15 protein-coding genes are annotated in these 12,827 nt (G+C 65.6%); 9 read left to right on the plus strand and 6 right to left on the minus strand.

What is annotated here, in order from left to right; all coding sequences use genetic code 11:
- Window positions 1-105: 105 nt before the first annotated feature.
- On the minus strand, window positions 106-507 hold the full coding sequence (locus AB4851_RS06125) for a heme-binding protein (RefSeq protein WP_206125649.1): 402 nt from the start codon (window positions 505-507) through the stop codon (window positions 106-108).
- Window positions 508-983: 476 nt separating this feature from the next.
- Between AB4851_RS06125 and AB4851_RS06130 the strand changes: the two genes are divergently transcribed.
- From AB4851_RS06130 to AB4851_RS06145, 4 genes are all read left to right on the plus strand, one after another.
- Window positions 984-1,316 carry a hypothetical protein gene (locus AB4851_RS06130; RefSeq protein WP_414448873.1) on the plus strand — a complete coding sequence of 111 codons (333 nt, stop codon included), beginning with the start codon at window positions 984-986 and terminating at the stop codon, window positions 1,314-1,316.
- A gap of 111 nt (window positions 1,317-1,427) precedes the next feature.
- Window positions 1,428-1,643, plus strand: a complete 216-nt coding sequence (locus AB4851_RS06135; RefSeq protein ID WP_414448874.1) for a hypothetical protein — start codon at window positions 1,428-1,430, stop codon at window positions 1,641-1,643.
- Window positions 1,619-1,930 carry an H-NS family nucleoid-associated regulatory protein gene (locus tag AB4851_RS06140; protein WP_414442031.1) on the plus strand — a complete coding sequence of 104 codons (312 nt, stop codon included), beginning with the start codon at window positions 1,619-1,621 and terminating at the stop codon, window positions 1,928-1,930. The genes AB4851_RS06135 and AB4851_RS06140 overlap by 25 nt, the downstream gene beginning before the upstream one ends.
- Window positions 1,931-2,501: 571 nt before the next feature.
- Entirely contained in the window at window positions 2,502-3,050 is a 549-nt protein-coding gene (locus AB4851_RS06145) for a carboxymuconolactone decarboxylase family protein (protein WP_414448875.1), read from the plus strand.
- A 105-nt stretch (window positions 3,051-3,155) separates the two neighbouring features.
- Here the strand turns inward: AB4851_RS06145 and AB4851_RS06150 are convergent, their stop codons facing one another.
- Window positions 3,156-3,443, minus strand: a complete 288-nt coding sequence (locus AB4851_RS06150) for a hypothetical protein (protein WP_414442030.1) — start codon at window positions 3,441-3,443, stop codon at window positions 3,156-3,158.
- A 213-nt stretch (window positions 3,444-3,656) separates the two neighbouring features.
- Between AB4851_RS06150 and AB4851_RS06155 the strand changes: the two genes are divergently transcribed.
- A complete protein-coding gene (locus tag AB4851_RS06155; protein WP_414440408.1) occupies window positions 3,657-4,706 on the plus strand; it encodes a phytoene/squalene synthase family protein in 1,050 nt (349 codons plus the stop codon).
- 159 nt (window positions 4,707-4,865) lie between these two features.
- On the opposite strand, the gene AB4851_RS06160 is transcribed toward AB4851_RS06155, so the two are convergent.
- Window positions 4,866-6,134, minus strand: coding sequence for an IS256 family transposase (locus AB4851_RS06160; RefSeq protein WP_414449142.1), 1,269 nt, complete (start codon window positions 6,132-6,134; stop codon window positions 4,866-4,868).
- A 316-nt stretch (window positions 6,135-6,450) separates the two neighbouring features.
- Here AB4851_RS06160 and AB4851_RS06165 point away from each other — a divergent pair, with 316 nt between their 5' ends.
- The 4 genes from AB4851_RS06165 (at window position 6,451) to AB4851_RS06180 (ending at window position 10,117) form a co-directional block, all read left to right on the plus strand.
- Window positions 6,451-6,897, plus strand: coding sequence for an extradiol dioxygenase (locus AB4851_RS06165; protein ID WP_414448876.1), 447 nt, complete (start codon window positions 6,451-6,453; stop codon window positions 6,895-6,897).
- A complete protein-coding gene (locus tag AB4851_RS06170) occupies window positions 6,881-8,008 on the plus strand; it encodes an alkene reductase (RefSeq protein WP_414448877.1) in 1,128 nt (375 codons plus the stop codon). The genes AB4851_RS06165 and AB4851_RS06170 overlap by 17 nt, the downstream gene beginning before the upstream one ends.
- 43 nt (window positions 8,009-8,051) lie before the next feature.
- Window positions 8,052-8,762, plus strand: a complete 711-nt coding sequence (locus AB4851_RS06175; protein WP_414448878.1) for an SDR family oxidoreductase — start codon at window positions 8,052-8,054, stop codon at window positions 8,760-8,762.
- A gap of 431 nt (window positions 8,763-9,193) precedes the next feature.
- Window positions 9,194-10,117, plus strand: coding sequence for a LysR family transcriptional regulator (locus tag AB4851_RS06180; protein ID WP_414448879.1), 924 nt, complete (start codon window positions 9,194-9,196; stop codon window positions 10,115-10,117).
- Window positions 10,118-10,130: 13 nt separating this feature from the next.
- Here the strand turns inward: AB4851_RS06180 and AB4851_RS06185 are convergent, their stop codons facing one another.
- From AB4851_RS06185 to AB4851_RS06195, 3 genes are read right to left on the minus strand one after another with little or no spacing between them, the layout of a single operon-like run.
- Window positions 10,131-10,301: a hypothetical protein gene (locus AB4851_RS06185; protein ID WP_414448880.1), complete on the minus strand. Its 171-nt coding sequence runs from the start codon at window positions 10,299-10,301 to the stop codon at window positions 10,131-10,133.
- On the minus strand, window positions 10,273-11,280 hold the full coding sequence (cydB, locus tag AB4851_RS06190; RefSeq protein ID WP_414448881.1) for a cytochrome d ubiquinol oxidase subunit II: 1,008 nt from the start codon (window positions 11,278-11,280) through the stop codon (window positions 10,273-10,275). Before cydB ends, AB4851_RS06185 begins: the two co-directional genes overlap by 29 nt.
- Window positions 11,281-11,318: 38 nt before the next feature.
- Complete coding sequence (locus AB4851_RS06195) at window positions 11,319-12,728, minus strand: cytochrome ubiquinol oxidase subunit I (RefSeq protein ID WP_414448882.1); 1,410 nt, start codon at window positions 12,726-12,728, stop codon at window positions 11,319-11,321.
- Between the last annotated feature and the right edge of the window lie 99 nt (window positions 12,729-12,827).

The following is a 12,827-nucleotide window of genomic DNA, read 5'->3' on the forward strand; positions in this document are numbered from 1 at the left end:
TCTGCTCCTGAAAGAAAAATCGGTTGGGGCGCCGCGGTCGGTCGGTGGGAAGCGGCGGCGATGCGTCTCGGGGCGAGTCGGGCCAGGGCTTGGGGCGGGGCCCGCTCAGGCGAGGGCGGCGGCGCCGGCCTTTGCGATCTGCGAATCTTCGGCCGGCTTCACGCCCGACACGCCGACGGCGCCCACCACGTGGCCGTCCACGATCAGCGGCACGCCGCCTTCGAGCGTGGTCAGGATCGGCGCGGTGACGAATGCCGTGCGGCCACCGTTGACCATGTCTTCGTAGCCCTTCGATTCGCGGCGGCCCAGCGCCGAGGTGCGCGCCTTGCCGATCGAGATTTCCGCGCCGATCGGCGCGCAGCCGTCGAGGCGCACCATGCCGAGCAGGTGGCCGCCGTCATCGACGACGGCGATCGACACGGCCCACTTGTTGGCTTCGGCTTCCGCGCGGGCGGCGGCGAGAACCCGGGTCGCGTCTTCAAGGGCGATGAACGGCTTGGTCTGCATATTAAGGATTCCTGTCTGGATATGTATGGTGTCGGCGCATTCGGCATACTGCGGACTGCGAACGGGTTGGGCGCGGCGGTTCTGGCTGCGCGGCGACCCGCTTGCCACGGTCAAGACAGCAGGTCGGAATCGACCCACGCTCTGCAACGGGGCGGAGGAAACGTATGCGTTTCTGCGTGATGGACGATTCTATCGCGCGACGATTCATGTCTGTGATGGATGTTATCCAATGTCAGGTACAAGGACTTTTTACTTTTTGTTATGGAATCGATATCCATGGCAAGCTGAGTTCTAGCGGCCGCCGCTCCGTATCGGCCGTATTCCGCTGCTTTTTCCCCTACCGCACCGGTCGTCATCACCGATCGTTTCCCGCCTTGCCTTCGCGGCGACAAACACAGGCCATACTATGTGCACCGGCTTGTCGCGTTGAGCCGTATTCAAATTCGGCAACCGATTCCCACCGGGAGGTCAACATCATGGAAAACGATCAGGCTGCCTATGGCGGCCGCACCGGCGCACCCGAATCATTGCAGGCGCTGGCCGAATACCTGGAGCGCGCGCTCGACAAGGCCACCAGCGTCGTGATGATGCGTCACGCGCCGGACGTCTGCACCGTGTATCTGGGCGATCCCGCCGAACCGCGTGAAGAATTGAAAAAGATCGGCACGATTGCCGTCTCACTTGCCGACGATATGCTCGGTTTGACTTCGTCGGGCGGCAATGACATTCGAATTGGCGATCAGCCTTACCGCTTCGTTCGCAGCTTTACCCAGATGGACGGCATGGCTGCCGTGGTCTTTTCTGCATAGGATTGATTGAACGGCGATTCAATGTGGTTGATCCGGTGTTACGGATTCCTTTAAAACGCTTTCTACCTCGAAAACATTGCGCCGGCATCGCCAATTTTCATCCGAATCCGAATGAAAATTGGCGATGCCGGATTCGATTGCCGGGCGATTCATGCCAAGGATCACGAGCCAATGTGGCGCATCGCGCACCGCACCAATGCACCGGATGTTGGCGTATGGCGTTTATCAAGGGTTATACTGCCGACGAGCGATGACGGGATTGCTCAATCGTATCAATTGCACGAAAAAATGGGAGTCATAAAATGGCAGAAAATTACAAGGCACTGAAAGCGCAACTCGACGCACTCCAGGAGCGCACCGAAGCCGCACGCGTTACCGAACTGGACGCCGTGATCGCGCAAATCCGTGGCCTGGTTGCCGAGTTCGGCATTACCGAAGATCAGATTTACGGCCGCAAGCGCGCGTCGAAATCGAACAAGGCCGCCAAGCCGGCCAGCACGGTTGAAGCGAAATACCATAATCCGAAGACCGGTGAAACCTGGTCGGGCCGTGGCCGCGCACCGCTGTGGATTCGCGATGCAAAGAATCGCGACCGCTTCCTGATCGCGAAATAAGCCGTTTAAAAGCATGGCCTGCGCATCATTGAACGATGCGCGAGGCTTCCCCGCGCCGCTTGGCGCGGCGGGAAGCCGGAACGCCTTCGCTGCGTTCCTTGCACTGGCCGTTCGCGTCGGTGTTCCATTCCCTCGTCGTTGTACCGCTTTAAGCTTTCTTCATCGTTCCTTCGTTGTTTCTTAGTCGTTTGATGCCGATGTCTTTCTGTCGAATCAGGCGGCCCGGCCGCGTTCGCCGGAAAGATGGTCGATGCATATACATCGGCTTTAATGGCGCTGTGATGTCGAGTCGAGACGACGTCGATTTCATGTGGCGCCGTAATGTTCAGATGTACTGAATTTAAGTCTGGAGATCGATCGCGTCGTTTGCACGTGCCGGCCTGGCATGCGCGTGGCTTGGCGCGACCGGGCGTTGACGACGCTGTTGCAGAGGGGGTGTTGTGGTGAGACGAATGAGCATGATTAAGCGAAAATTGAGTATTAAATAACTCTGTCTGGGCGCCTAAACTGGCTTCACCGTCACAGCCGTGACGAACCGCTCAAACCGAAACCCGAAGCAGGAGAAGCCACCATGTCCCGTCTGTCCACGATCGCCCCCGCCGATGCCACCGGCACCACCGCCGAAGTGTTCACGAAGATCCGCAAGGCTGTCGGCAAGGTGCCGAACGCCTACGCGACGATCGGTACCCATCACCCGGAAGCGCTGTCCGCCATGCTGGGTATTGACGCGCTCCTCGCGGGCGGCACGCTGACGAAGGCCGAGATCGAAGCAGTCAAGCTGGCCGTCAGCGAAAACGCCGGCTGTGATTACTGTCTCGCCGCGCACACGCTGGCCGGCAAGTACGCGGGCTTGTCGCCCGACACGATGCGGCAGGTGCGCGCCGGCCAACCAACCGGTGACGACCGCCGCGACGCGCTGGTTCGCTTCGTGCGCACGCTCGTGACGACGCGCGGCACGGTGCCCGCCGACGCGTTCGACGCCTTCATCGCGGCCGGCTTCACCGAGCGGCAGGTGATCGAGGTGAGCCTGGCGATCGCCGCGATCACGTTCACGAACCTCGTGAACCGCAGCAACGACACGACGCTCGATTACCCGGCCGCCGCACCGATCGAAGCTTGATGCCGCGCAGCAAATGAAACGGGCCGGGGCACGTGGACGTCTTGTCCACCGTGCTCCGGCCCGTTAGTGACCGCTTACTTTTCGGTTTGTCGATCGGCCGGCGGCTTACTGCCCGCGTTGCGCGAGGCCGGCCTGGATCAGTTCGGTCAGCAGGCCCGTCATGCCTTCCGGATGCTCGGCTGCGCGTTTTTGCAGGTCCGCCACCAGTTCCACGTTGAGCTTGCAGGCGAACGGCACGAGGCCCTGCGCCTGTTCGATGCGGCGGCGTTCGCGCCGGTCGAGCGCTGCCGAATCGACCGCACTCTTGCCGAAGGGCGAGGAACCCGTCTGCTTCAGCGGGTTGGTCAGCTTCAATGCCTTGTTCTTTTCTAGATCCGTCTTCTTCATTGCCATCGTCGGCACCACACTCTTTCGTTCAAATGGGTGCGATTGTACGCATCGGCGGGGCGCTGCGGGCGCTCTTGATGGCGCGGGGCAATTCAAAAAAATAAATCTTTTTGCGCATAAACCGTGCGGGGTGGTGCGATTCCGGCGCGCATGGCGCGGCGGCCAGGGGATGGCGGCTACAATGCGGCAGCCCGGAACCACGACCCACACGAACACCGCATGACCCAAGCCTCCCGCGCGTACTTGCTCGGCCCCTTGCTGAAAGGGGTGTCGCGCTCGTTCTACCTGACGCTCGCCGTGCTGCCCGCCGGCATGCGCGATCCGATCGGCCTCGCTTACCTGCTTGCGCGAGCGGCGGACACGATCGCCGATACCTCGCTGCTGCCGCCCGCGCGGCGTCTCGAATGGCTGCTGTCGCTGCGCGAGCAGACCAATGGCCGGCCCGACGAGGCGGCGTTGCGCACCATTGCGGCCGAGGTGGCGAGCCAGCAAACCGCATCCGACGAGAAGGTGCTGCTCGAATCGCTCGGGCCGGCGCTCGCGATCCTCGCGCAGCTCGACGATACGGATCGCGCGGCCGTGCGCGGTATCGTCACGACGTTGAGCCAGGGCATGGAGTTCGACCTCGTCACGTTCCCCGACGAAACCTCGGGGCAGCTCGCCGCGCTCCCCGACGACGCGGCGCTCGATCGCTATACCTATATGGTGGCCGGCTGCGTCGGGGAATTCTGGACGACCATGACGCTGGTTCATCAGCCCGGCAAGCTGTTGCGCGACGGCGACGAGATGAAGGCGCTCGGCATTCGTTTCGGCAAGGCGCTGCAACTGACCAATGTGCTGCGCGACGCAGCCAAGGACGTGCGGATCGGCCGCTGCTATCTGCCGCTCGACCGGCTGTCGCGCGCGGGCATTGCGCCGGCCGATCTGCTTCGCGAGGACGCTTCGCAGCTTGCGCGGCCGGTGATGCTCGATCTGGTGCGCGTGTCGCTCGGCCATTTCCGCGCGGCCGTCGATTACACGTTCGCGATTCCGCCCACGGCGATGCGGCTGCGCCTCGCCTGCATCTGGCCGATCGTGATCGGCCTGCAGACGATGCGCTTGCTGGTGGAGAACGACGCATGGCTCGCGCCGGGCCGCGCCTCGAAGGTGCGCCGCAACGATGTTTACAAGCTGATTGCGTGGTCGATTCCGCGTTCGCTGTCGAACCGCAGCCTGCGCCGCTGGTTCGACGGGTTGCTCGGCGATATCGAGCGAGCGCTCGACGCGTAACGGGCTGCGCACTGACGGCGGTGGTGGTTGGGTTTGGCGCTTGAGCACTGCTCGGCTGTGGCTTGATACCGGTCGGCTGCCACTGGGCTGCCGTTTGACCACCGCATGGGCAGGACCTGTCCGCATTTTTGTGGGCGAGGCGGTTAAAAACCCTCGTGCTCAACGGGCCTGCGTAAATCGTTCACCGAACAGAATAGCAAACTGGTTCATCGCAGATTTCCAATCGAAAGTGTTCCGTACCGATTTCGCCAGGACGTTGCGCAGTGCGAGCCAGAGCAGTTTGACGGCCGCCTCGTTGTTCGGGAAATGGCCTCGCGTCTTGATGATCTTGCGCAGTTGCATGTTCAAGCTCTCAATGGCGTTGGTCGTATAAACCACCCGTCGAATGTCCGGCGGAAACACAAAGAACGGTGTGACGTGCTCCCAGGCCCGCTGCCAGCATTGGACGATCATCGGGTATTTGGCGCCCCACGGCCCTTCGGCAAAGTCCCGTAACGCTTGCTCTGCGGCCTCCGCGCTGGCGGCAGCATAGATCGGCCTCAACGCCTGGGCGAGCTTTTTGCGGTCCGCATAGCTCGCAAATTCCAGGCTATTGCGGATCAGATGCACGATGCAGGTCTGCACGGTGGTGCGGGGATAAACCGCAGCGATCGCCTCGGGCAGGCCCTTCAGACCGTCCACCACGGCGATCAGGATGTCCTGACAGCCGCGCGTCTTGAGTTCGTTGAATACCTTGAGCCAGAACTTGGCGCCTTCAGTCTGCTCGATCCACAAGCCCAGCACGTCGCGCTGGCCGTCAGCCTGGACGCCCAACGCCAAGTAGACGGCCTTGTTGCTGACCATGCCGTCGTCGCGAATCTTGATCCGCAGCGCATCGAAGAACACCACCGGATACATCGTCTCCAGCGGACGACTTTGCCAGGCGAAGGCTTCGGCCATGACTTCGTCGGTCACCGAGCTGATGAAATCGGGGGAGACCTCGGTTCCGTAGCTTTCGGCCAGAAACGCCTTGATCTCGCGCACACTCATGCCACGCGCGTACATTGCGATGATGCGCTCGTCGAAGCCGGTAAAACGGCGCTCGTGCTTGGGAATAAGGATCGGCTCGAAGCTGCCGTCCCGGTCGCGTGGAATCTCGACACGAACCGGGCCGCGGTCGGTGATGACGGTCTTGCCACTGGCGCCGTTGCGCTCGTTGGCCTGACCGAGCGGCTTGAGCTGGCCTGACGGGTAGCCCAGATGCAGATTCATCTCGGCACCCATCGCCCGTTCGATGATGGCCTTATTGAACGCCAGCATCAGGTCCTGAACTTCGCCAGGCGACATCGGCCCTTTGACCAGTTGGTCCATCAACTCATCAGGCAGTTCAGGCAGCGGCCCACGGGCCGCTGCCTGAGACGCCGCCGTCCGCTTCTTTTTCATCGACATATCCATGAAATCGACTCCTCATGATATGCCCCGCCCACGAAATCGCGGATAGGTCCCACGGGCATTGGTTGGCCAGCCTCGGCCACCGCTCGACCACCGGAGCTACTGCGCCCACCGCGCCCACCGCGCCCACCGCGCCCACCGCGCCCGTGGTCGCCGAAGCCACCCCCCCGCCAAACGCAACCCAACTTCCCCACCCACGCCCCGCCTTCACATCTTTCCGTTTTATTTGAAAATCCTTCAATAGTCGGCCCAATTCTCAATATTGAGCGCCGGTTTCAGAATGGGCTTCAGTTCTTCTTGCCCAGGCTGACTCATGCGACTCGATCACGCGACGATCGTCACCGATGACCTCGACGGCGTATGCCGCTTCTTCGCCGAGGTGGCCGCCCTGACACGCGGCCCGCGCCCGCCGTTCGCGGTGGACGGCGGCTGGTTCTACGCTGACGGCCGTGCGGTGATCCACGTGGTGCGCGCGACGCAGCCGGCGATGGCCGGCCGCGGCGTGCCGCGCATCGATCACGTGGCGCTGCGCGTCGACGACAGCGATGCATGGGCCGCCCTGATCGCGCGCGTGCAGCAGCACGGGCTGCGCCATCAGGTGAACCGCGTGCCGCTGTCGGGCGAACTGCAATTGTTCGTGCCGCTCGCCCCCGGCGTGACGATCGAGTTCGTCATGGCGATGCAGGAAGAACCGGCCCCGTGCGCCATCACACCTCCTTCATCCGCAACGAGTGACATCGACCATGACGATCATCAGTAATCCAGATCTTTTCAGCCCCGCCACGCTGGCGGGCCGCGATACCGCCCATCGCATCGTGATGGCGCCGATGACGCGCGCCCGCAGCACGCAGCCCGGCGACGTGCCGAACGCGACGAACGCGTGCTACTACGCGCAGCGCGCCTCGGCGGCGCTGATCGTGACCGAGGCCACGCAGATCTCGCCGCAGGGCAAGGGCTATTCGTTTACGCCCGGCATCCATAGCGACGCGCAGATCGCGGGCTGGCGTGGCGTGACCGATGCGATCCATGCCGAGGGTGGCCGCGTGTTCCTGCAGCTGTGGCACGTCGGGCGCATGTCGCACCCGGATTTCCACGACGGCGCGCTGCCGGTGGCGCCGTCGGCGGTGCCGTTCGACGCGCAGATCTGGAAGGTCGATCCGGCCACCGGCCAGGGCGCGATGGTCGATTGCCCCACGCCACGCGCGTTGCATATCGACGAGATCCGACAAATCGTTCAGGACTACCGGCAAGCGGCGCGCAATGCGATCGAAGCCGGCTTCGATGGCGTCGAGGTGCATGGCGCGAATGGTTATCTGGTCGATCAGTTCCTGCGCACGTTGTCGAACCAGCGCACCGACGAATACGGCGGTTCGCGCGAGAACCGTCTGCGCTTCCTGAAGGAAGTGGTGGACGCGATCGCCGACGAGATCGGCGCCGAACGCACCGCAATCCGCCTCGCGCCGTTCCTGACCGCACGCGGCATGGCCTGCCCCGACATTTTGCCGACCATTCTGGAGGCGGCCGTGTTCCTGCAGGCGCGCGGCATTGCCTATCTGCATCTGGTCGAGGCCGATTGGGACGACGCGCCGCAATTCACCGAGACGTTCCGCCGCGAGATCCGCGAACGTTTCGTACAACCGATCATCGTGGCCGGCAACTACGACGTCGAGCGCGCGAACTGGGTGCTCGGGCACGGCTACGCCGATTTCGTCGCGTTTGGTCGGCCGTTCATCGCGAACCCCGATCTGCCGTACCGGCTCGAACACGGCCTGCCGCTGGCCGAGCCGGACGGCGCCACGCTGTTCGGCGGCGATGCGCGCGGCTACACCGATTACCCCGCGCTCGCGCGCGAGGCCGAAGCGGCGCGGTAAGCGCCCGCATTCCCGTGAACCAACCTTGATGGAGGCATTTCCGATGACATTCGACGGCAAGCAGGTACTCGTGGTGGGCGGCAGCTCCGGCATCGGCGAGGCGGCGGCACGCGCGTTCGCAGAGCGCGGCGCGACCGTGACGATCGTCTCGCGCAACGCGCAGAAGCTGGCCGAGAGCGCGTCGCGCATCGGCCACGGCGTGCGCACCGCCGCGCTCGACATCACCGACGACGACGGCGTGCGCGCCTGGCTCGACGCGGCGGGCGCGTTCGATCACGTGGTGGTGTCGGCCGCGCAGACGGCCACCGGCCCGGTGCGCGGGCTCGACCTGAAGGACGCGCAGGCGGCGATGGACAGCAAGTTCTGGGGCGCCTACCGCGTCGCGCGCGCCGTGCAGATTCGCGAGGGCGGCTCGCTGACGTTCGTGTCGGGTTTCCTGAGCGTGCGGCCGAGCGGCGCGTCGGTGCTGCAAGGCGCGATCAACGCCGCGCTCGAAGCGCTGGCGCGCGGGCTGGCGCTCGAACTCGCGCCGGTGCGCGTGAACACCGTGTCGCCGGGGCTGATCGCCACGCCGCTGTGGTCGAAGTTCGACGAGGCAGCGCGCGAGAAGCTCTATCAGGGCGCGGCCGGACGGCTGCCGGCGCGGCGCGTCGGCCAGCCGGAGGACGTCGCGAATGCGATCGTCTATCTGGCGTCCACGCCGTATGCGACCGGCTCCACCGTGCTGATCGACGGCGGCGGCGCGATCGCCTGAGCGAAAGGGGGCGCGGCGAACCGTTGGCGCTCGCCGTCGACGACGCGCGCGCCGCCCTGCAACCGGGCCGCGCCTCGATCGGCGGCGCGCTGCGCGTCGGCCGTGTCCGATGAACCGGGCACGCGTCGTTCGCCGTCGTGCCGAGCTGTACCGCACCGCTCCGAGCCGAGCCGCACCGAGCCGCACCGAGCCGCACCGAGCCGCACCGAGCCGAGCCGAGCCGAGCTGAGCCGAGCTGAGCCGAGCCGCACCAAGCCAAGCCAAGCCAAGCCGCGCCGCGCCGCGCCAAGCCGCACCTCACCGCGTTACCATGCCGGGTGCCACGCGATCCGCATCGCCGCTCGCGGCATCAGCGGCACCGGCCGCGCGCGCGTCGTGCGCAAGCAGCGCACGCCCACGCCACCCCATTCCCGACCCTCACCGCCACCCTCATGGACAACCTCGGCGACATCCGTCTCTTCGTGGAAGCCGCGCATCTCGGCAGCCTGTCGGCGGCTGGCCGCAAGCTCGGCCTGTCGCCGGCCGCGGCCAGCGCACGGCTCCTGAAACTCGAAGGCACGCTGAGCACGCAGTTGTTCGAGCGCTCGACGCGCAAGCTGCGCCTGACCGACGAGGGGCGGCTCTACCTCACGCACTGCCGGCACGCGTTGCAGACGCTCGACGACGCACGCGCCGCCCTGCAACTGGGCCGCGCCTCGATCGGCGGCGCGCTGCGCGTGTCCGCCACCTCCGATTTCGGGCGCGTGGTGCTGCGCCGCTGGCTCGACGAATTCAACGATCGTCACCCGCAAGTGGCGCTCACGCTGGTGCTGGCCGATTCGCTGTCGAACCTGCTGCACGACGACATCGATCTGGCGATCCGCTTCGGCGTGCCGGCCGACAGCGCGATGATCGCGCGCCGGCTGGCCGACAACCGCCGCGTGCTGTGCGCGTCGCCGGCCTATCTCGCCGCGCGCGGCACGCCCGAGCATCCCGACGCGCTGGCGGCGCACGATTTCATCCTGTTGGGTTCGTCGGCCGGCCTGGCCAACCAGTGGACGTTCTCGCGCGACGGCGAGACGGTGTCGTTCACGGCGCCGCCCGAGCGCGCGCGCCAGACCAACGACGGCGCGCTGGCCCGCGAATGGGCCGTGGAGGGGCGCGGCGCGGTGATGAAGTCGATCTGGGACGTGGGCGCCGACCTGCGCGCCGGGCGGCTCGTGCTGCTGCTGCCCGAGTGGCGCTGCCCGGACCTGCCGGTGCACGCGCTGTTCCAGCGCAGCCAGTACATGGCGCCGCGCGTGCGTGCGCTGCTCGATTTCCTGACGCAGCGCTTCGACGAGGCGGCCGGCGAGATCGCGCCGTTCCTGCGCTGAACGCGAACGCCGCCTACTTCGTGACGGCGAACAGCGTCAGGTTCATGAAGATCTTGAACGCGTAGCCGAGCGCGACCGCGCCGCTCACGCCGCCCGCCCAGAGCAGGATGAACCACACCCAGCCCGGCAGGCGGCGCGGTCGGCCCGCGCCGGTTTCAGTGGTGGTAGTAGTGGTTGTCTTCATGGCGGATCTTGCCCCGGAATACCCAGTAGCCGAGCGTCGTGTAGGCGATGATGATCGGGATGATCACCGCCGCGCCCACCAGCGTGAACATCTGGCTCGAATGCGGCGCGGCCGCTTCCCAGATCGTGACGCTGCGCGGGATCGCATACGGGAACAGGCTGACCAGCAGGCCGATGTAGCCGAGTGCGACGAGTGCGAGCGCGAGCACGAAGGGCAGCGTATCACGGCGCGCACGGATCGCCCGAACCATCCACACGCCGCAGGCCACCACCAGGAACGGCACCGGCATCAGGTACACGAACAGCCCCGAACCGAACCAGCGCTGCGCGACGGCCGGCTCCTGCAGCGGCGTCCAGATGCTGACCACGCCGATCATGCCGAGCAGCACGATCGTCAGCGGCAACACCACGCGATGCAGGCGGCGTTGCAGGTCGCCTTCCGTCTTCGCGACCAGCCAGCAGCAGCCGAGCAGCGCGTAGGTGGCGATCAGGCCGAGCCCGGTCAGCACCGAGAACGGCGTGAGCCAGCCGAACGGGTCGCCGGCGAACTGGCCGTTCTGCACCGGAATGCCCTGCAGGTAGGCGCCGAGCGCGATGCCCTGGAAAAACGTCGCGCCGGTCGAGCCGCCGATGAACGCGAGATCCCACAGGTGCTTGGTGCGGCGCGCCTTGGCGCGCAGCTCGAACGACACGCCGCGGAAGATCAGGCACACCAGCATGAAGATCAGCGGCAGGTAGAGCCCCGAGAGCACCGTCGAATAGACCATCGGGAATGCCGCGAACAGCCCCGCGCCGCCGAGCACGAGCCAGGTTTCGTTGCCGTCCCAGACGGGCGCGACGGTGTTCATCATCAGGTCGCGTTCCTTCTCGTCGGGGAAGAACGGGAAGACGATGCCGATGCCGAGGTCGAAGCCGTCGAGCACCACATACATGAAAAGGCCGAGCGCGATGATCGCAGCCCAGATGACGGTGACGTCCATGATGGTTCCTTGTGCGTGTTCTGTCGGGGCGGCGCGGCTCAGGCCGCGTCGATCAACTGATCCGGCGCGGACAGCGGGCGGCGGCCGGAGTGATCGCCATGTCCGTCGTGGCCGCCGTGCGGCGCGTCGGGCAGCGCCGGTCCGGCGTTGATCAGCTTCAGCAGGTAGTAGATGCCGGTGCCGAACACCAGGAAGTAGACGCACACGAAGGTCAGCAGCGACAGCCCGACCTGCTGCGTGGTCAGCGGCGAAACCGCGTTCGCGGTGCGCATCACGCCGTACACCACCCACGGCTGGCGGCCGGCTTCGGTCGTGATCCAGCCTGCCAGCAGCGTGATGAAGCCGGTCGGTCCCATCACCAGCGCGAGCTTGTGGAACCAGCGCGCCTCATAGAGCCGGCCGCGGCGGCGCAGCACCCAGCCCGCGAGCGCCAGGCCGATCATCGCGAAGCCGAGGCCCACCATGATGCGGAAGGTCCAGAAGATCAGCGTGGAATTCGGACGATCCTCGGGCGCGAAGCTCTTGAGGCCGCGAATCTCGCCGTCCCAGGTGTGCGTGAGGATCAGGCTGCCGAGGTGCGGCACCTTCAGCGCGTAGTGCGTGGTTTCGGCCTGCATGTCGGGGATGCCGAACAGGTTCAGCGCGGTGCCGCCTTTCTCGGTGTCCCACAGTCCTTCGATCGCGGCGATCTTGGCCGGTTGGTACTTGAGCGTGTTGATGCCGTGCTGGTCGCCCACCACCGCCTGGATCGGCGCGAGGATCAGCAGCAGGCCGAGCGCCATCGAGAACATCGTCGTGACGGTCTTGTCGCGGCGGCCCTTGAGCAGATGCCAGGCGCCCGTGGCGGCCACCACCAGCGCGGCCACGATGAACGCGGCGATCGCCATGTGCGCGAGGCGGTACGGGAACGACGGGTTGAAGATGATCTTGAACCAGTCGGTCGGCACGATGCGGCCGCCTTCGATCGCGAAGCCCTGCGGCGTTTGCATCCAGCTGTTGGAGGCGAGGATCCAGAACGTGGAGATCAGCGTGCCGACCGCCACCATCAGCGTCGCGCCGAAGTGCGCGCGCGGGCTGACGCGGTTCCAGCCGAACAGCATGATGCCGAGGAAGCCCGCTTCGAGGAAGAACGCGGTCATGACCTCGTACATCAGCAGCGGGCCGGTGACCGAGCCGGCGAAGCTGGAGAAGCCGCCCCAGTTGGTGCCGAACTCGTAGCTCATCACGACGCCGGACACGACGCCCATGCCGAACGCGACGGCGAAGATCTTCGACCAGTAGTGACAGAGGGTTTTGTAGTGCGCCTGGCCGGTTCTGAGCCAGCGGTATTCGAGCACGGCGATGAAGCTCGCGAGGCCGATGCTCAGCGCGGGAAAGACGATGTGGAACGAGACGGTGAAGGCGAACTGCAGGCGGGCCAGATCCAGTGCAGAAAGAGCGGTTTCCATGAGCGTATGACCGATGCGTGCGACGGCCGCGGGCGGGTGCCGGGCGGCCCTCCCGTCGTCGCGCGATACGCTGCGACGCCGGGGATGGACGCAGTATCG

Source organism: Burkholderia sp. 22PA0099, assembly GCF_047497165.1.
GTDB lineage: Bacteria > Pseudomonadota > Gammaproteobacteria > Burkholderiales > Burkholderiaceae > Burkholderia.